The following is an 18,965-nucleotide window of genomic DNA, read 5'->3' as shown; positions in this document are numbered from 1 at the left end:
CATCTCCTGAGTGGAACCATGAAGCTTCCACTATGCATCGGGTTAGAATTTCAATCCAACAACAGAAGCGTGTGGCTTACAATGATTTCGTGTGGCGTGGCGGCAGCTGCGCCAGCCTTTCATTCGTCACCGGGCATCCATGGAACTTCGCGATCTGCGCTCCTTTCTTTCGGTCGTCGAGCACGCGAGCTTTTCGCGCGCCGCGCAACAGCTGGGCGTGTCCCAGCAGGCCATCAGCCGCCATATCCAGGCGCTCGAGCAGGCGGTCGGGGTGCAGCTGCTGGAACGCGACCAGCGCGCCGTCGTCCTGACGCCGCTCGGCCGTTCGCTGGTGCATTACGCGAACAACATCCTGGCCGAGAGCGCCGGCTTCCAGCGCCAGGTGGCCGACGCGCTGGCCGGCCGGCGCGCGCAGGTGCGGCTGGGGTCGAGCCCGACGGCCTCGACCCAGCTGGTGTCGGAAGCGGTGCTGTCGATGCAGCGCGACTGCGGCCACATCCACCTGGACGTGATCGCCGGCGCGCTCCCCTCGGCCGCGCACAGCCTGATGAACGGCGAGATGGACATCTTCGTCGGCATCGACAACGGCGCGCTCGAGTACGACGGGATCGAACGGGAGACTCTCGGCTCGGAACTGTATTGCATCGTGGCCGGCAAGCAGCACCCGCTGGCGCAGGAGAGCGCGCCGGCAGCGCAGCGGCTGGGCGAGAGCGACTGGATCCTCGGCCGCTACCTGGGCGAGGTCGAAGCCGGCTGGCGCGAGGCCTTCGTCTCCCGCGGCCTGCCGGTGCCGACGCCGAAGATCACCACCACCTCGCTCGATTTCTGCAAGACGGTGCTGGTGTCCAGTCCCTTCCTGTCGCTGCTGCCGAAACAGCTGGTGGAATCGGAGGTCGAGAGCGGCGCCCTGTCCTGCCTGATGACCGAGGGCTTCATGTGGGAGCGCCCGATCGCGCTGTTTTACCGGCGCAATACCACCTTCAACGAGGCCATCATGGCGACCATCGAGGCGATCCGGGTCGCCGCGCACAAGTACCGGCGCGCGCTCGCCGCCGCCCCATCCGGCCGCGCGGCCTAGTTGCGCAGGGTCAGGCCGTCCAGGCTGAAGGGCGGCGCTTCACCGCGCATGGCACCGGCCAGCAGGCTCGCGCTGCCGCAGGCGAAGGTGAAGCCGAGCGGCCCGTGGCCCACGTTCAGCCACAGGTTGCGGTAGGGCGTGGCGCCGATGATCGGGGCGCTGCTCGGGGTGGCCGGGCGCAGGCCGGCCCACACCGAGAGCTGCGAATAGTCGGCCGCGCGCGGCATGGTTTCCCTCACCTGGCGCGTCAGGCCGTCGACCCGCTTCGCATCGTGGCGCAGGTCTTCGCCCACCATGTCGACCATGGCCGCCACCCGCAGCTTGTCGCCGATGCGCGCGTACAGCACCTTGCGCTCGAAGTCGGTGACGCTGATCTCGGGCGCCACGTCGTCGGCGCGGATCGGCGCGGTCAGGCTGTAGCCCTTGAGCGGATACAGCGGCAGCTTGATGCCGACGCTGTCGGACAGGCTGCGGCTCTGGATGCCGGCGGCCAGCACGTAGCTGTCGGCCTGGAGCAGGCCCGTATCGAGCTCGACGCCTGTGATGCCGCGCTTGTCCGCCAGCAGGCGGCGTGCCTCGCCCTGCACGAAGCCCTGGAAGTTCGGGTGCTCGCGCAGGCGCGCGGCCAGCGCCAGGCAGAAGGCGTGACAGTCGGCCACCGCCTCGCCGCTGTTGTAGATGCCGCCGGCCAGCAGGGGCTCGGCCGCCGCCAGGGCCGGCTCGCGCGCGGCGCATTCGGCGGCCGACCAGATCTCGCCGGCGCCGGCCTTGCCGGCCGCCTTCTGGAACAGGTCGCGCGAGCGGTACACCACCAGCTTGCCAGCATCGCGCCAGTCGAAGTCCTCGAGCGGCACCGTCACTTCGAGCTGCTTCATGGCCTGGCGCGACAGTTCGCCCAGCTCCAGCAGCTTGGCCGTGGTCTTGCGGTTGACATCGGCGCGGCAGTGCGCGAGAAAACTGAGGAGCCAGCGGTACTGGCGCAGGTCGGCCTCGGGACGGAAATGCAGCGGCCCGGTTTCCTGGAACATCCATTGCAGGGCCTTCAGGGGCACGCCCTGGTCGGCCAGCGGTGACACGTAGCGGTAGCTGAGCTGCCCGCCATTGCCATAGCTCGCCCCGCTACCGACTTGCGCGGCGCGTTCGAGGACGGTAACGCGGTAGCCGGCCTGCGCCAGCCACCAGGCGGAGGTCAGGCCGACCACGCCGCCACCGATGACGATGATTTGCTGCATTCTAAACTCTTCTTCTTGTAGGATGGATGGAGCTTAGGCGCAGGCCCGCATGGGGGCCAATGAAAGTCGCGCCGCACGCCATAACCGAGGTATATGCGCAGGCATAGGTGTCCGTTGGCTTCATGTTGCCGGGCGTTGGCCGACAATGGCGTGGCGGTACAGCGCCGTGAGGATGCGTTCCTCGTAGCGCGCCAGAGCCGAATAGCGTCCCTTCTGCCGTGCCGGGTCGGCCGCGCTGCCGCCGGCCAGCACGATCATGCCGTCGCCGCGCGCGAGGTCGGCCGCGAACACGGAGCGCAGGCCATAGGCGTCGCCCAGGTGGCCCACCGCTTCGAAACCTCCGCCTTCCACCAGCGCCATGCCCGGACGGTCCGGGAACTGGGCGTTGCCCAGGCCCCAGGCATTGAAGAAGCCGCCCAGCGAGTCGCCATTGGTGCCGCCGGTGCCGCCGGCATCCAGGCTCCAGTGGCGCGCAAACATATGTTCCAGCGTCGCGCGCCCGAACAGGCGGGTGCCCGCGTGGACGCCGCCATTGATCAGCATGCGCATGATGACGCCCAGGTCGCGCGCCGAGATGCGCAGGCCGCCGGTCGGGCTGAAAGGCGTGGCGTTGGTGCCCGGGACGTAGCGTTCCAGGCCGGCCGGCGCGACGGGCGGCCGGGTGTGGTAGTCGTCGACCTGGGCGATCCAGGAACCGGCGGCGTTCCAGACCTCGGTGTCGGTGCTGCGCTTGCGGTACAGGGTGGCCAGCCGCGTCAGCGCCGCCGGCGGCAGTGCCGCGGGCAGGTAGCCGGCCCCCAGGCCGAGCGGCTGCAGCAGCAGGCGCTGCATCAGGAGGTCGAAGCGTTCGCCGCCGGCGCGCTCCATCAGGGTGCCGATCACGCCCCAGCCGAGATTGCAGTAGGTGAAATAGGCGCCCGGCGCGGCGCGCGGCGACCACATCGCGCCATTGCCGTACAGCGGGGCGCCCGGCACCAGCACGTCGCGCAACGCCGTGTCCAGCGGCCAGGAGTAGCCGCCCTCGTCGCGCAGCGAGGAGGTATGGGTGAGCAGGCTGCGCAGCGTGATGGCATGGTCCGGGAAGTGCGGGTTGCGCAGGGTGAAGCCGAGGTAGTCCGAGACGTCGGCGTCGAGCGCCAGCCGGCCCGCTTCCACCAGGCGCATCAGGCCCAGCGTGGTCACCATCTTCGATACCGAGGCGATGCGGAACAGGGTGTCCGGCGTGGCCGGCTGGTCGGGCAGGGCACTATTGCCGATCCAGCGCCGTCCGAAGGCCTGTTCATAGACCGGCTGGCCGCCGCGCAAGGCCAGCACAGACAGGCTGGCCAGCTGCATGGACGGATCGTCCACGATGGCGGCCAGTTCGGCATCGAGTGCCCCGTACGTGCCGCGGCCCGGACTGGCCGAGGCCGCGGCGGAAGAGGGGGCGGCCGCGAACAGTGGCTGGACCGTGCCCAGCAGGGCCATGCCCAGCAGGCTGCGCCTGCGCTCGTTCATCGCGGTCTCCTTGTCGTCTGGTAGCTGGTGATAGGTAAAAATGGGTTGCACCCGAACCAGCATACGGAGTGAGCGGAAGGCTTGCCAAATGAATAGCGGTGCTCGTGGCATAACCCATTTATATTGGTATCAAGTGGTATGCTCACGCGCATGACAAGCCGCCCCGCCTTCCAGGTCGACCTGGACGACAATTCGCCCCTGTACATGCAGCTGGCGCGCAAGCTCGCGCAGGACGTGCGCGACGGGCGCTACCAGGCCGACCAGGCCCTGCCCTCCGAACGCACGCTGTCCGAGCAGCTCGACGTCTCGCGCGTGACCGCGCGCAAGGCCATCGACCAGCTGGTCGAGCAGGGCCTGGTGGTGCGCCGGCGCGGGTCCGGCAACTACATCGCGCCGCGCATCGAGCAGCCGCTGTCCGACCTGTCGAGCTTTTCCGAACAGCTGCAGCAGCGCGGCTACACGCCGGGCAGCCACTGGCTGCGGCGCGAGATCGTGCTGGCCGACGCCGACGAGCAGCTCTCGCTCGGCCTGTCGCCCAACAGCCGGGTGGCGCGCCTGGAGCGCCTGCGCCTGGCCGAGGGCGTGGTGATGGCCTATGAGGTGAGCGTGATTCCCGCCGGCGTGCTGGCGCGCCCCGAACAGGTCGGCGGCTCGCTGTACGCTCACCTGGCCAGGAGCGGACACCAGCCGGTGCGCGCGCTGCAGCACCTGCGCGCAATGAACGCGCCGGCCTGGCTGGCGGCCCACCTGGCCGTGCCGGAAGGACGGGCGGTGCTGTTCATTACCCGCGTCGGCTACCTGGAATCGGGCGAGCCGGTGGAGCTGACCCATTCCTACTGCCTGAGCGACCACTACGACTTCGTCGCAGAACTGCGCCGCCCTGCATAACTTTTCGGCATGATGACGGGTGCAGCTTTCATGAGCTGGCTGCCGCAATTGGTATTACACTGGTTTTATCGATGACTTTGCATTAGAAGATACGGCAATGCTGAAAACCGAAACCCCGGCCGGGGACCATGCTTCCCTCGACCAGTATCCGACCGCGGAGCTGGTCAATGTCCTGGTCGACGACCAGCTGGGCGCGGTCAACGCGGTGCGCGCCGCCGCGCCCGCCATCGCGGCCGCCGTCGGCGCCGCGCTGCCGCGCGTGCAGGCGGGTGGACGCCTGGTCTATGTCGGCGCCGGCACCTCGGGCCGCCTTGGCGTGCTCGACAGCGTCGAGCTGTACCCGACCTTCTCCTGGCCGCACGAGCGCGCGCTGGCGCTGCTGGCCGGTGGTCAGGATGCCATGTTCGTCGCCGTCGAAGGCGCCGAGGACGATTTCGCGCAAGGCGCGGCCGACCTCAAGGGGGCGGGCGTGGATGCCCATGACGTGGTGCTGCTGGTCGCGGCTTCCGGCCACACGCCCTACGTGCTGGGCGCGCTGGGCGCGGCGCGCGAGATCGGCGCGCTGACGATCGGCTTCGCCAACAATCCCGGCGCGCCGGTGGCCACCGACGCCGAGATCGGCATCACGCTCGACACCGGCCCGGAAGTCATCTCCGGCTCGACCCGCCTGAAGGCCGGCACCTCGCAGAAGATCGCACTGAACACCTTTTCCAGCGCGCTGATGGTGCGTTTGAACAAAGTCTACGGCAACCTGATGGTAGACTTGAAGGCTACCAACGCCAAGCTGGTGCGGCGCGCCATCCGACTGACCGTGTTCGCCACCGGTGCCGAGGAAGCAGCGGCCCAGGCGGTGCTGGAACAGTGCGGCTACCACGTCAAGACGGCGGTGGTGGCCTTGGCCAAACAAACCAGTGTCGAGCAGGCACAGGCCCTCCTGGAGGCGGCGCACGGCAGCGTGCGCGACGCCATCGCGTAAGCATCCGCCTGCGCTGACGTCCTTGCAGCGCACCTGCCGGCCACGAAAGAACTATGCAGACTTCGAAAAGCCCGACGCATGCCGCCAGGCCCTGGATGTGGGTGCCGTCCCTGTACTTCGCCCAGGCGATTCCCTATGTGGTGGTAATGAGCCTGTCCGTCGTCATGTACAAGGACATGGGGGTGTCGAACGCCGACATCGCCTTCTATACCAGCCTGCTGTACCTGCCCTGGGTGATCAAGCCCCTGTGGTCGCCCGTGGTCGACATGTTCGGCACCAAGCGCCGCTGGACCGTGCTGCTGCAGCTGGCGGTGGCGGCCGCGCTGGTCGCGGTGGGCCTGTCGCTGCACTTGCCGAACTTCTTCGTCGCCAGCCTGGCCGTGATGTGGCTGATGGCCTTCAGTTCCGCCACCCACGACATCTCGGCCGACGGCTTCTACATGCTCGGCTTGCGCCAGCAGCAGCAGGCGGCCTTCGTCGGCGTGCGCTCCACCTTCTATCGCCTGGCCACGCTGGCCGGCCAAGGCCCGCTGGTGGTGCTGGCCGGCTACCTGGCTACCCAGCTGGGCGACGTCAACCAGGCCTGGTCTATCGTGTTCTTCGTGCTGGCCGCACTGTTCTTCGCCGCCTTCCTGTGGCACGGCCTGGTCCTGCCGCGGCCGGACAGCGACCACAAGGTGCGCGGGACCAGCAACCCGCTGCGCGACTTCTTCGTCACCTTCGCGCTGTTCTTCCGCAAGCGCGACATCTGGCTGATCCTCGGTTTCATTCTCACCTTCCGCCTGGGCGAGGCGCAGCTGCTCAAGCTGGTGGCACCCTTCCTGAAGGACCCCCTCGTCAAGGGCGGGCTGGGCCTCACCACCGAGCAGTACGGCATCGCCTACGGCACCATCGGCATCGCCTTCCTGACCCTGGGCGGGCTGGCCGGCGGCTACCTGATCTCGCGCCTGGGCCTGAAGCGCTGCCTGTGGCTGATGGTGTTCGCGGTGCACCTGCCGGACCTGGTCTTCGTCTACCTGTCGCAGGCGCAGCCGACCAGCTTCGCCGTGGTCTGCGCCTCGCTCGCGGTCGAGCAGTTCGGCTACGGCTTCGGCTTCACCGCCATGATGCTGTACATGATCATGGTCTGCGAGGGCGAGCACAAGACGGCTCACTACGCGATCTGCACCGGCCTGATGGCGCTTGGCATGATGGTGCCGGGCATGTGGAGCGGCGACCTGCAGGAATACCTCGGCTACAAGAACTTCTTCATCTGGGCCTGCCTGTCGACCATCCCCGCCTTCATCATGGCCGCGCTGGTGAAGATCGACCCCGAATTCGGCAAGAAGTAGCTTCCAACGAAAGAGATGCCCCAGCAATGCCCGACGCACCTGTGCGCCTGACCTCGCTCGACGCCTTCCGTGGCTTCACCATCGCCGCCATGGTGCTCGTGAATAATCCGGGCGACTGGGGCAACCTGCACGCGCAGCTGGCCCACGCCAAGTGGCATGGCTGGACCTTCACCGAATGCATCTTCCCCTTCTTCCTGTTCATCGGCGGCGTCGCCATGACGCTTTCGCTGGGCCGCCTGGCCGCCGCCGGCGCCGACAAGCCGCGCCTGCTGGTCAAGCTGGCGAAACGCGCCGCCCTGATTTTCCTGATCGGCTTCCTGCTCAACCTGGTCCCGCGCTTTGACTTCGAGCACGTGCGCATTCCGGGCGTGCTGCAGCGCATCGCCCTGTGCACGCTATTGGCCGCGCCGATCGTGGTCTACCTCGGCTGGCGCGCGCAGCTGGCCGTGATCGCCCTGCTGCTGTCGCTGTATGCGGTACTGATGCTGTGGGTGCCGGTACCCGGCATCGGGGCCGGCGTGCTGGAGCCGGGCCAGGACTTTGGCGCCTGGGTCGACCGGCTGCTGCTCGATGGCCACCTGTGGGTGCAGAGTAAAACCTGGGACCCGGAAGGCCTGGTCAGCACCTTGCCGGCCCTGTGCAGCCAGCTGTTGGGCGTGCTGGCCGGTCGCGTGCTGGCGGCGCAGCTGCCGCGCAGCGAGCAGACGGCGTGGACGCTGTGCGCCGGCCTGGTGTTCCTGGCGCTGGGATCGACCCTCGATGCGCTGCTCATGCCGATCAATAAAAGCCTGTGGACGGTGTCCTACTGCCTGTGGATGAACGGCTGGGCGCTGCTCGCCTTCGGCCTGTTCTACTGGCTGCTCGACGCCAACCCGCATGCGGCCGTGCGCGCCCGCGCCGCCGCCTGGGCCCGGCCCTTCGTCATCTATGGCATGAACGCGCTGTTCATCTTCGCCTTCTCCGGCTTCGTCGCCAAGATGCTCGGCTTTATCAAGCTGGCGCAGCCGGACGGCAGCCAGCTGTCGCTGGGGCGGGTGCTGTACGCGCCGCTCAAGGCGCTGCCGCTGGGCGCCGCCAATACCTCCCTGTTATATGCCATCCTCTTCAACGCCTGCATGTTCGCGATCGCGTATGCCATGTGGCGCAAGCGGTGGTTCGTCAAAGTCTAGAAAGTACAAAGGAACGCATGTGAAGCCCAACCTGAACAAACGCGCGTTCACGCTCGGCGCCCTCGGTAGCGCGCTGGCGCTGGCCGGATTCCTCAGCGCCTGCACCACCCAGCCGACCGTGTCCGAACCGGCCCCCGCCGAGCTGCCGCCGCCGGCGCCGCGCGAATTCCGCGCCGCCTGGGTCTCGACCGTGGCGAATATCGACTGGCCGAGCAAGCCAGGGCTGCCCGCCGCCGTCCAGCAGCAGGAAGCGCTCGCCATCCTCGACCGCGCGCTGGCGCTGAACCTGAACGCGATCGTGCTGCAGGTGCGGCCGGCCGCCGACGCCATCTACCCGTCGAAGATCGAACCCTGGACCGAATACCTGACCGGCGCCCAGGGCAAGCCGCCGGTGCCGATGTACGACCCGCTGGCGTTCTGGGTCAAGGAAGCGCATGCCCGCGGCCTCGAGCTGCACGCCTGGTTCAACCCCTACCGCGCGCGCCACGACAACGCGCGTTCGCCGGCGGCGCCGAACCACATCACCAACACCAACCCGTCCGCGGTCAAGCGCTACGGCAAGTTCATGTGGATGGACCCGGGCGAGGAAGCGGCCTCGAAGCAGACCATGGACGTGATCCTCGACGTGGTGCGCCGCTACGACATCGACGGCGTGCACATTGACGACTACTTCTATCCCTACCCGATCGAGGCGCCGGACGTGGCGGGCAATGCCCAGGCACTGGACGGCAAGCCCACAGCAAAAGCGGAACTCGATTTCCCGGACGGCCCGGCCTGGGAACGTTACCTGCTAGGGGGCGGCAAGCTCGATCGCGCGTCCTGGCGGCGCGACAACGTCAACCGCCTGATCGAAGCCATGTACAAGGGTATCCACCGCGAGAAGAGCTGGGTGCGCTTCGGCATCAGTCCCTTCGGCCTGGGCCGCCCGGACCGGCGCCCGCCCGGCATCGCCGGCTTCTCGCAGTACGACAAGCTGTATGCGGACGCCGAGCTGTGGCTGGAGAAGGGCTGGCTGGACTACTTCACGCCGCAGCTGTACTGGCCGGTGCGCCAGAGCGCCCAGTCCTATCCGGTGCTGCTCGACTACTGGATCGCCCAGAACCCGCTGGGCCGCCACATGTGGCCGGGCCTGTTCACCAGCCGCATCGGCGCACCGGCGCCGACCGTGAACTACGAGCCGCAGGAGATCGTGGAACAGATCGCGCTGACGCGCCAGCGCCCGCAGGCGGGCGGCCACGTCCACTTCAGCATGGTGGCCTTGAGCCAGAACCGCAAGGGCATCAGCGACCAGCTGCGCGCCAGTACCTACCAGGGCCAGGCCCTGGTGCCGGCCACGCCCTGGCTCAAGTCCGAAGGGCCCGGCACGCCCCTGGTCGCGGCCACGCGCGGCAAGGACGGCATCGCGCTCAGGCTCAAGGCCGGCAAGGCCACGGCGCGCTACGCGGTCTGGGCACGCCACGGCGGACAATGGCGCTTCACGGTGGTGCCGGCCGCGCGCGTGGACTGGACGGTGCCGGACGACGCCCGCCTCGGTCCCGCCGAGCAGGTGGTGGTGAGCGCGATCGACCGCCTCGGCAACGAGGGCGCGCGCGTGCACGCGTGGCGCAAGCCGTCGTAAGATCTGGCCATGCATCCACCCGACCAGCAGCAAGACAGTCCCCTCGGCCTCGGCATCGATGCCGGCGGCACCCAGACCCGCTGGGCCCTGGCCGGCCCGGACGGGCGCATCCGCGCCGAGGGCACGGCGTCCGGCCTGTCAGCCCTGCAGATGGGCAGTGCCGAGGGGCGCGAAACGGTGCACGCCGTGTTCGAGACGATCGCGCGCGCGGTACTGGCCCAGGGCCGTCCGGCCGCGGTGCGCGCCGGCATCACCGGCTTCGGCGAGGATGGCGGTGCGCTGCAGCGCTGCCTGGGCGAGCTGCTCGGCCTGGCGCCAGGCGCGGTGGTGCTGAGCAACGACATCGAGATCGCCTACCTGGCCAGCTTCCGGCCCGGCCAGGGCTACCTGGTGTACGCCGGGACCGGCTCGATCGGCGCCTACATCGACGAGCACCATGGCTTTCATCGCGCCGGCGGGCGCGGCGTGGTGCTGGACGATGGCGGCGGCGGCTTCTGGATCGCGCGCGAAGCGCTGCGCCACATCTGGCGCCGTGAAGACGAGTGCCCGGGTGCCTGGGAAGCCTCGCCGATGGCGCATGCCGTGTTCCAGCACGTGGGCGGCGCCGACTGGTCGTTTTCGCGCCAGTTCATCTATGGCCGCGAGCGCGGCGAAGTCGGCAAGCTGGCGATCGCGGTGGCCGCCACCGCCGGACGCGACCCGGCCGCCGCCGCTATCCTGCAGGAAGCGGGACGCGAACTGGCGCGCCTGGCGCAGGCCCTGATCGGGCGTTTCGGCCCGCGCCCGGTAGCGCTGGCCGGACGCGCCGCTGAACTGCACCCGCTGATCGCCACCACCATGCGCGCGGCGCTGCCGCCCGACACGGTGCTGGAACAGGCCAGCCTGCGCGCGCACTATGCCGCCGCGCGCCTGGCGGCCGAATCCATCACCTGAACCCATGACCCCGAACCCATGAACCCACAGGATTTCATCCGATGAAACAGCTGCTCGTCCCCGCCCTCCTGGCCCTGCTGGCCGGCTGCGCTACCACGCCACCGACGCCGCTTGCACCGACCGGCCCGAAGATCGACACCACCTACACGGCCAAGGGCCAGTCGAGCCGCGCGCGCTTCCTGGTGCTGCACTACACGGTGTCGGACAACCCGAGCTCGATCAAGATCCTGACCGAGCAGCAGGTCAGCGCCCACTACCTGGTCACGAACGGACCGCAGCCGGTGATCTACCGCCTGGTGGACGAGAACCGCGCCGCCTACCACGCCGGCGTGTCGAGCTGGAAGAACTACACGCAGCTCAACAGCAGCTCGATCGGCATCGAGATCGTGAACCCCGGCTGGACCAGCACGCCCGAGGGCGGGCGCCTGTTCTATCCATTCCCGCAGGAGCAGATGGATGTGCTGCTGCCGCTGCTGAAGGACATCGTCCAGCGCCACGGCATCGCGCCCGAGAACGTGCTCGGACACAGCGATATCGCGCCGCTGCGCAAGCAGGACCCGGGGCCGCTGTTCCCCTGGCAGCGCCTGGCCCAGGAAGGCCTGGTGCTGTGGCCGGACGCGAACCGCGTCGCCAACGTGCGCCCGATCTTCGAGGCGACGCTGCCCGACCTGTTCTGGTTCCAGCGCAAGCTGGCCACCCACGGCTTCGCGATCCAGCAGACCGGGATGCTGGACCAGCAGACCCGCACCGTGCTGTCCGCGTTTCAGATGAAGTACCGGCCTTCCGACTTCGCCGGCAATCCGGATGCCGAGACCGCGGCCCTGCTCGAAGTGCTGACCACGCCGGCCAATGCGCCGCTGCCGGTGGTGCCGACGCCGGTGACCACCGCGCCGGTGCCGCCGCTGCCGCCCGCCACGCCGCCAGTGCCGGTGGTGCCCGAGACGGCACCGGCGCCGGCCGCGCCGCTGCCGGTACCAACCCCGGTCCCGCCTGCCCCCATGCCCGCGCCTGTGGCTGTGCCGACCCCGGCCACGCCGCCAGTCCCGGCCCCGGCCGTCGTGCCGGCCACGCCGGCTGCCGTGAACACCCCATGACGGTCGCCGCGTCCGTGTTTTCCCTGTATCCTTCGGAAAATCCGCGCCGTGCGCGCGGAGTCTCTACTGAAGGATAAAGCGATGCGCCTGCGTCATATCGAAGTGTTCCACGCCATCATGCAGGTCGGCACCATCAGCGGTGCCGCCCAGGTTCTCCATATCTCGCAGCCCGCGGTGACCAAGGTGCTGCAGCATGCCGAGCTGCAGCTGGGCATGCCGCTGTTCGAGCGCGTGCGCGGCAAGCTGTATCCGAAGCCCGAGGCGCATCGCCTGTTCGCCGAAACCGAGAAGCTGAACCGCGACCTGCAGGGCATCCGCCGCCTGGCCGCCAGCCTGAAGGGGCGGGCGGTCGAAACCGTGCGCCTGGTGTCGACACCGACCATCGCCATCAGCGTGCTGCCGCAGGCGATGACCGTGTGGCGGCGCGACTTCCCGCAGGCGCGCTGCGAGCTGGCGACCCACCACACCAGCGAGATCGTGAACGCGCTGCGCCTGGGCGAAGCCGACCTGGCGCTGTCGCTGCAGGATCCGCGCCACCCCGGCATCGTGGCCGAGCCGATCGCGCACGGCAACCTCACCGTGATGGCGCCCGCCGGCACCTGGAGCGTGGAAGAACTGGCCAAACCCTTCACCGCCGATGGCCTGAGCGGAGAACTGATCGGCCTGAACGACGGCGACCCGCTGGGCGAGATCGTGGTGGCGGCCTGCGAAGCGCAAGGCGTGCAGCCGGTCTACCACACGGTGGTGCAGACCTACCAGATCGCGCGCTCGCTGGTGGAAGCCGGGGCCGGCCTGGCCGTGCTCGACCCGTTCACGGCCGCCTCGGCCGACCCAGGCAGGGTCCAGTGCCGCACCTGGTCGCCGACCATGCCGGTGCACCTGTACCTGCTGAGCGCCAGCCATTCCCCCCTGTCGCACGGGGCGCGCGAGCTGGCCAACTGCATCGGCGCGACCGCGCGCGCCTGTCTCGACAAAGCCTGAACCGAAAATCGCCCATGAGCCTGACCGTCGCCAGCGAGGACATCGCCGGCAGCCCTGAATTCCGCCACCTCACCAGCATCGCCGGCATCGCGATCGACCTGCGCTACGCCAGCAGCAACAACTTCGTCGGCCGCGACCTGTATTCCCCTTTCGACTGCGCCTGGCTGCACCGCGACGCGGCGGCCGCGCTGGAACGGGTGGTGGCCTGGCTGGCCGGGCACCGGCCCGGCTTCACGGCATTGGTGCTGGACGCCCTGCGCCCGCAGCGCGTGCAGCAGCAGCTGTGGGACACGCTGGCCGGCACCGGCCTGCAGATGTACCTGGCCAATCCTGCACGCGGCTCGATCCACTCGTATGGCATGGCGCTCGACATCACTCTGCTGGACGAGGCGGGCCGCGAGCTCGACATGGGCACCGGTTTCGACGACATGACCAACCTGTCGCACCCGGCGCTGGAGGAAGGCTTTCTCATGACCGGCGAACTCAGCGAGGAACAGGTGGCCAACCGGCGCCTGCTGCGCAGCGCGATGCTGCAGGCCGGCTTCGTCGGCATCAATACCGAATGGTGGCATTTCGATTGCGGCGACCGGGAGCTGGTGCGCGCCACCTACCGCCGCGTGCTCTGATCCACGACAATCCCGACCATCCCCCTACCCGCCGGGAATTGCAAATATTGCATCTTTGTGAATAGAATCCATTTCTTTCACTGATAGGAGATCACTATGCGCATGCATCCCTTGCTGGTCCTGTTGTGCGGTGCCGCCATCGCGCCGGGCGCTTTTGCCCAGCTGGCATTCCAGGACGTGAAAGGCGGGAAGGACCATCCGCTGCTCTCGCGCTTCAGCGGATCGGTCATGGTGGGGTACAGCGAGATGCAGTACGAGGAGGCGGAGCTTCCCACTGGCCGCCCCTATTTCAAGAACAACAAGCTGCTGCTCGACCAGGCCTTGAAGCTGGAAGGAAAATACACGCGCATCGCTTACGTGTTTCCAACGGACCGCTCCGGCCTGGAGGTGTTCCGCAATTACCAGGCCGCGCTGGCGAAGGCCGGCATGAAGGTGGTCTATACCTGTGAAAAGGAAGCCTGCGGCTACCTGGGGTCGTATTACAACAGCAGTTATCTGCTGAGGGACGGCTTCCTGAACAGCTCGACCTTCCGCAATGCCTTCAATTCCGGCCTGTCCGAACCGCGCTACCTGGTGGCGAAAGGCGCGAAAGCCGACGGCACCGCCGTCCACGTGGCGCTGCTGGTGGCGCCGCCGCTGCGTGGCGACCTGGGCGGCGTGTCGCTGCAGATCGTCGAAGGCAAGCCGATGGAGACCGGCAAGGTGGCCGCCACCCTGAGCGCGGACGAGATGGCGCGCAGCATCGCCTCGGAAGGGCGGGCGGCCGTGTATGGCGTGTATTTCGACACCAACCGGGCCGCGGTGAAACCGGCATCGAAGGAAGCGCTCGGCGAGATGGCCAGACTGCTGCAGCAGGACGGCAAGCTGAAGGTGCACATCGTCGGCCATACCGACAACCAGGGCGCGCCGGCGCACAACATCGACCTGTCGCAAAAGCGCGCCGAGGCGGTGGTCGCCATCCTGGCCTCCGAATACCGCATCGACGCGAAGCGGCTGAGCGCAAAGGGCGTGGGCGCCTATGCGCCCGTCGCGTCGAACGATGACGAAGCTGGCCGCGAGAAGAACCGGCGTGTCGAACTGGTGAAGCAGTAGCGGCTTGCGTGCCGCTGCCGACGCGCACCGGCGGCCCGGCACTGTACGTCTAGTTCTTGTAGATTCCCGCTTCCAGCGTCACGTCGCCCACCCGTAGGATATACGTCGTCTTCGGCTCGATCTTGCCGGAAGCCGGGTTCTTGTAGGTGTAGTCGACCCAGCCCTTGCCTTTGGTGGCGGCCAGTTCGACGATCTCGCGCCGGTAGTACTTGCCGTTGGTGTCGGGCGCGTCGAGCAGGTCCTTGCCGATCAGGGCCGGGTTGGCCGGGTGCGCCAGCATGACCGCGGTCTTCGCGTCGCGCATGTGCAGGTAGAGCGCGCCATCATTCAGATAAAAGGCCGGGTCCTTGGCGTTGATCCGCTCGATCATGCGCGCCTTGCCTTCGGTGCGCAGCACGGCGGCGCCTTTCTCGACCAGCGCTACCGCTTCTTTTTCGGTGGCCTGGGCAGTCGCAGCCGCAGCTGCGGCCGCATGCGCGGCAAGGACCAGTCCCAACAGTGCTGCAGTCTTGGCAAGCTTCATGTGTGCTCCTGTGTCGTTCTCCGGGAAGACAAGTGTGCAGTCGAATGCTTGCTCAATGGCACCAAAAGCAGAAAGTGTTGCGCTGCTTCAATAGCCAGCTGGACAGCAAGCCAGTACGGGAGCTAGAGTGCCGTTTTCTTCTGGATGGAGCGAGCCATGTCCGATGTCCTGTTGCTGCGCTGGCTGCTCACCGCGCTTGCCGGCGCCTGCCTGCTGGCAGCCCCTGGCCTGCAGGCGCAATCGGTCGCCCTGACTTTCGACGATGGCCCGAGCCTGGCGGCCACTCCACGCCTGTCGCCGCAGGCGCGCAACGCGGCCATGCTGGCCGCGCTGGCCAGGCACAAGGTGAAGGCGGCGCTGTTCGTCACCGCGGGCAATGGAGCGGTGAAGCCGGAAGCACTGGCGCTGGCGCGCGCCTGGGGGCAGGCTGGACATGCGATCGGCAACCATACAATGAGCCACCCCGATCTGGACAATGCGAAGACCACGCTGGCCCGCTACCAGCAGGAGCTGCTCGACTGCGACCGCATCATCGCCACGCTGCCCGGCTACCAGAAATGGTTCCGCTTTACCTATCTGCGCGAAGGGAATACGCCGGACAAACGCGACGGCATGCGCGCCTTCCTGCGCGGACAGGGCTACCGCAACGCCTATGTCTCGCTCGACACCAGCGACTGGCGCCTGAACGACAAGCTGGCCGAGGTGCTGGCCAGGGATCCGCAGGCCGACGTGGAACCGATCCGCCAGGCCTACCTGGCGCACATCCGCCAGCGCGCGCTGGCCTACCGCGAGCTGGCGCAGCGCCTGCAGGGACGCGACATCCCTCAGGTCCTGCTGCTGCACCATAACCTGATCAATGCACTGTGGCTGGACGATGTGCTGCGCCAGTTCAGCGACATGGGCTGGCAGTTCACCACCCCGACCGAGGCCTTCGCCGATCCGGTCTACCAGCTGCAACCGCAGCGCAATGCGCCCGGGCAGAGCCTGCTGATCTCGATGGGGCGTAGCCTCGGCCTGGGCACACAGGACATCGGCCTGCGCCTGATGGACGACGGCGACTTCGAAATCGAAGCTTTGCGCCAGCAGGGCCTCTAGCGCCACCAGCGCCTCTAGCGCCCCGCTGCGGCGGCTTCAGGCAGGACAGGCATGGCAGGCGCGGGCAGCACTTCCGCCCCCGGCGCGGCGCCGGAACGCGCCACCCAGTCCACCAGCGCATCGAGCACCGCGCGGCCGCGTCCGTTGCCGGCCTGCTCGCTGTTGACCATGGCGACGAACACGTTCTGTACGCCGTTCGCGTCCGGCACGTAGCCGGCCAGCGCCACCACGTTGCGCAGCGTGCCGGTCTTCAGGCGCGCGCGGCCGGCCGCCGGGCTGCCCTGCAGGCGGCGGCGCAGGGTGCCGTCGATGCCGGCGATCGGCATGCTGGCCAGGAATTCCGGCATCCACGGGCTGCGCAGGCCGGCCTGCAGCAGGTAAGCCATTTGCTGGGGCGTGATGCGCTCGAGGCGCGACAGGCCCGAACCGTTTTCGATGACGAAACCGGCATCGTCGATGCGCTGGGCGCGCATCCAGGCGCGCACCGCGGCGTCGGCGCGCGCGAAGCTCGTCTCGCCCTCCACCGTCGGGACGGCGCTGGTCGCGGCCCCTTCCGGCGCCAGGCTGCCCAGGCTCAGGAACAGGGTGCGCGCCAGCAGGTTGTCGGACGGCTTGTTGGTGTCGCGCACCAGTTCCGGCAGCAGGCGCGAGCTGTGCTCGGCCAGCAGGGTCGAATCCGCCGGCGTATTGCCAGCCACCACCGTGCCGCTGAACTTCCCGCCCAGCTCTTTCCACTGTTGGCGGAACAGGCGCTCGAGGTAGTCATCGCGGTCCAGCACATTGATGCTGTAGCTGCGCGCGCAGTCCTTCGGGAAGGTGCCGTGCAGCAGCACCTTGATCCGGCCATCCTGCTGGCGCACCGCTTCCGGCAGCTTCCAGCCGTCTTCCCACCTGGCGCAGTCGGCGTCGACCAGGGTCATGCTCGACCCGATCGAGACCCGGTCCAGCGCCGGCTGCATCTGCAGCTGCAGGCGCTTGGCCGTGGAACGCAGGTCGATCTGCAGCATGTTCTTGTTCACCAGCAGCGCGTCCGGGATCACGTTGTAATAGGCCTCGGGCGACTCGTCGAAGGGGGGCTGGCCGAGATCCATGCGGGCCGGCTGCCACAGGCTGCGGTCCAGTACCAGCTTGCCCTCGATACGGCTGATGCCCCGGTAGCGCAGCGCGCGCAGCATGGTTTCCAGGGCCTCGCCGGAAAAGTCGGCGTCCGCGCCGCCCTTCAGGAACAGGTCGCCGCGCAGCACGCTGCCATCGACCTGGCCGCTGGTGCGCAGCTCGGTGCGGGCGCGAAAGGCCGGGCCCAGGCGCTCCAGGCTCACCAGCGTGGTCACCAGCTTCATGGTCGATGCCGGCTGCATCGGCCGGTCGGCCCCGTGCGACAACAGCACGCTGTCGCCTTTGAGCACCAGCACCCCGAGTGCGTCTTCCGGCAGGCCCTGCTGGGCCAGCATCTGGGCTACCGGGGCCGGCAGCTGGGCATGGGCCGCGCCGAACGCGGCGCACAGCACGGAGGCGAGAACGAAACGGCGCAGCATGGACACTCCTTAACCGAAGAACAGGTAGGCGACGAAGATCGCGCCGATCACGCCGGCCAGGTCGGCCAGCAGGCCATAGCCGATCGCATAGCGCGTCTTGCGGATGCCGACCGAACCGAAATACAGCGCAATGATGTAGAAGGTGGTGTCGGCCGCGCCCTGCAGGATGCTGGCCAGGCGGCCGACGAAGGAGTCGACCCCGTAGGTGGTCATGGCATCGATCATCATGGCGCGCGAACCGCTGCCCGACAGCGGCTTCATGAGCGCGGTCGGGAGCGCGCCGACGAAGTCGGTGGGCAGGCCGAGCGCGGTGCAGATCCAGGCGAAGCCGCTGACGATCAGGCCAAGAATGCCCGAGTTGCGCACCACGCTGATCGCCACCAGCATGCCGACCAGGTAGGGGATGATGCGCAGCGAGGTCTCGATGCCGCCCTTGGCGCCTTCGATGAAGGCCTCGAACACGTTGACCTTCCTGGCCAGTGCGCCGACCATGAAGGCGGCGATGATCGAGAACAGGATCAGGTTGGCGGCGACCACCGACACCAGCTGGATCTGCGCCTTGTCGAGGAAGACCGTGAAGTACCAGACCAGCAGGCCGATCAGCGCCGTCAGGCCGCCGATCCAGCCGAACACGGCCGGGTGCAGCAGGTTGATGCGCTGGCGCAGGCTGACCGCAATGATGCCGGTCATGGTCGAGCAGTAGGTGGCGATCAGGGTCGGGATGAAGATGTCCGCGGGATTGGCCGCCCCCAGGATGGCGCGCTGGGCCATGATCGCCAGCGGGATGATGGTCAACCCGGACGTCTGGATCACCAGGAACATGATCTGGGCGTCGCTGGCTTCGTCCTTGCTGGGGTTGAGCGTCTGCAGGCTTTCCATCGCCTTCAAGCCGAACGGCGTGGCGGCATTGTCCAGTCCCAGCATGTTGGCCGAGAAGTTCATCACCATGTGGCCGTTGGCCGGGTGGTCCTTCGGCACGCCGGGGAAGATGCGCGAGAAGAAGGGCGCGATGACGCGTGCGAACAGGTTGATGGCGCCCGCCTTTTCACCCACGTTCATGATGCCGAGCCAGAGCGTCATGACGCCGGCCAGCGGCAGGGCGATGTCCATTACCGCCATCTTGGCTGACGAGAAGGTGCCGTCGATGATGCGCTTGAAGATTTCGGAGTCGCCCAGGAACAGCCACTGCGCGAGTGCCGCCACGAAGCCGACGAGGAAAAAACCGGTCCAGATGTAATTGAGTGCCATGTGATTGCCGCCGCTGAGTCCTACGATTGTGCAGCGAGAGTATAGGCTG

Annotated in this window: 16 protein-coding genes and 1 pseudogene; 12 read left to right on the top strand and 5 right to left on the bottom strand. The window is 68.0% G+C overall.

Annotated features, from left to right (window positions below):
• The first annotated feature begins 139 nt into the window (after positions 1–139).
• Positions 140–1,078, top strand: coding sequence for a LysR family transcriptional regulator (locus LE190_RS15625; RefSeq protein WP_225239559.1), 939 nt, complete (start codon positions 140–142; stop codon positions 1,076–1,078).
• Here LE190_RS15625 and LE190_RS15620 read toward each other — a convergent pair.
• Both LE190_RS15620 and LE190_RS15615 read right to left on the bottom strand, forming a co-directional pair.
• A complete protein-coding gene (locus LE190_RS15620) occupies positions 1,075–2,310 on the bottom strand; it encodes a D-amino acid dehydrogenase (protein WP_229517235.1) in 1,236 nt (411 codons plus the stop codon). The two genes, LE190_RS15625 and LE190_RS15620, sit on opposite strands and share 4 nt — an antisense overlap.
• A gap of 120 nt (positions 2,311–2,430) precedes the next feature.
• Positions 2,431–3,807, bottom strand: a complete 1,377-nt coding sequence (locus LE190_RS15615; RefSeq protein ID WP_225239558.1) for a serine hydrolase domain-containing protein — start codon at positions 3,805–3,807, stop codon at positions 2,431–2,433.
• 150 nt (positions 3,808–3,957) lie between these two features.
• Between LE190_RS15615 and LE190_RS15610 the strand changes: the two genes are divergently transcribed.
• From LE190_RS15610 to LE190_RS15565, 10 genes and pseudogenes are all read left to right on the top strand, one after another.
• Positions 3,958–4,695 carry a GntR family transcriptional regulator gene (locus LE190_RS15610; RefSeq protein ID WP_225239557.1) on the top strand — a complete coding sequence of 246 codons (738 nt, stop codon included), beginning with the start codon at positions 3,958–3,960 and terminating at the stop codon, positions 4,693–4,695.
• A 97-nt stretch (positions 4,696–4,792) separates the two neighbouring features.
• Complete coding sequence (locus LE190_RS15605) at positions 4,793–5,671, top strand: N-acetylmuramic acid 6-phosphate etherase (RefSeq protein WP_224947065.1); 879 nt, start codon at positions 4,793–4,795, stop codon at positions 5,669–5,671.
• A gap of 53 nt (positions 5,672–5,724) precedes the next feature.
• Positions 5,725–7,002 carry an MFS transporter gene (locus tag LE190_RS15600; protein ID WP_225239556.1) on the top strand — a complete coding sequence of 426 codons (1,278 nt, stop codon included), beginning with the start codon at positions 5,725–5,727 and terminating at the stop codon, positions 7,000–7,002.
• A gap of 26 nt (positions 7,003–7,028) precedes the next feature.
• Positions 7,029–8,171, top strand: coding sequence for an acyltransferase family protein (locus LE190_RS15595; RefSeq protein ID WP_225239555.1), 1,143 nt, complete (start codon positions 7,029–7,031; stop codon positions 8,169–8,171).
• 19 nt (positions 8,172–8,190) lie between these two features.
• A complete protein-coding gene (locus tag LE190_RS15590; RefSeq protein ID WP_225239554.1) occupies positions 8,191–9,789 on the top strand; it encodes a glycoside hydrolase family 10-like protein in 1,599 nt (532 codons plus the stop codon).
• A gap of 9 nt (positions 9,790–9,798) precedes the next feature.
• Positions 9,799–10,722 carry an N-acetylglucosamine kinase gene (locus tag LE190_RS15585; protein WP_225239553.1) on the top strand — a complete coding sequence of 308 codons (924 nt, stop codon included), beginning with the start codon at positions 9,799–9,801 and terminating at the stop codon, positions 10,720–10,722.
• Between the two features lie 41 nt (positions 10,723–10,763).
• Positions 10,764–11,558, top strand: a pseudogene (locus LE190_RS15580) (N-acetylmuramoyl-L-alanine amidase); the annotation flags it as partial.
• Positions 11,559–11,897: 339 nt separating this feature from the next.
• Positions 11,898–12,797, top strand: a complete 900-nt coding sequence (locus LE190_RS15575) for a LysR family transcriptional regulator (RefSeq protein ID WP_225239551.1) — start codon at positions 11,898–11,900, stop codon at positions 12,795–12,797.
• 14 nt (positions 12,798–12,811) lie between these two features.
• The gene (locus tag LE190_RS15570) at positions 12,812–13,423 is read left to right on the top strand and encodes a M15 family metallopeptidase (RefSeq protein ID WP_225239550.1); all 612 of its coding nucleotides are present in this window, start codon (positions 12,812–12,814) and stop codon (positions 13,421–13,423) included.
• 96 nt (positions 13,424–13,519) lie between these two features.
• Complete coding sequence (locus LE190_RS15565) at positions 13,520–14,515, top strand: OmpA family protein (protein ID WP_225239549.1); 996 nt, start codon at positions 13,520–13,522, stop codon at positions 14,513–14,515.
• A 49-nt stretch (positions 14,516–14,564) separates the two neighbouring features.
• On the opposite strand, the gene LE190_RS15560 is transcribed toward LE190_RS15565, so the two are convergent.
• On the bottom strand, positions 14,565–15,038 hold the full coding sequence (locus LE190_RS15560; RefSeq protein ID WP_225239548.1) for a cache domain-containing protein: 474 nt from the start codon (positions 15,036–15,038) through the stop codon (positions 14,565–14,567).
• A gap of 156 nt (positions 15,039–15,194) precedes the next feature.
• Between LE190_RS15560 and LE190_RS15555 the strand changes: the two genes are divergently transcribed.
• Positions 15,195–16,133 (top strand): polysaccharide deacetylase family protein, encoded by a 939-nt coding sequence (locus LE190_RS15555; protein WP_225239547.1) that lies wholly within the window; start codon positions 15,195–15,197, stop codon positions 16,131–16,133.
• 14 nt (positions 16,134–16,147) lie between these two features.
• Here LE190_RS15555 and dacB read toward each other — a convergent pair whose 3' ends face one another.
• Positions 16,148–17,668 (bottom strand): D-alanyl-D-alanine carboxypeptidase/D-alanyl-D-alanine endopeptidase, encoded by a 1,521-nt coding sequence (gene dacB / locus LE190_RS15550; RefSeq protein WP_225239546.1) that lies wholly within the window; start codon positions 17,666–17,668, stop codon positions 16,148–16,150.
• Between the two features lie 9 nt (positions 17,669–17,677).
• Positions 17,678–18,916 carry a nucleoside recognition domain-containing protein gene (locus tag LE190_RS15545; RefSeq protein WP_225239545.1) on the bottom strand — a complete coding sequence of 413 codons (1,239 nt, stop codon included), beginning with the start codon at positions 18,914–18,916 and terminating at the stop codon, positions 17,678–17,680.
• Positions 18,917–18,965: the final 49 nt, after the last annotated feature.

Source organism: Massilia hydrophila, from assembly GCF_020208145.1.
Classification (GTDB): domain Bacteria; phylum Pseudomonadota; class Gammaproteobacteria; order Burkholderiales; family Burkholderiaceae_D; genus Telluria; species Telluria hydrophila.
The sequence above is the reverse complement of the archived record's forward strand: the minus strand, read 5'-3'. Positions and strand labels throughout refer to the sequence as shown.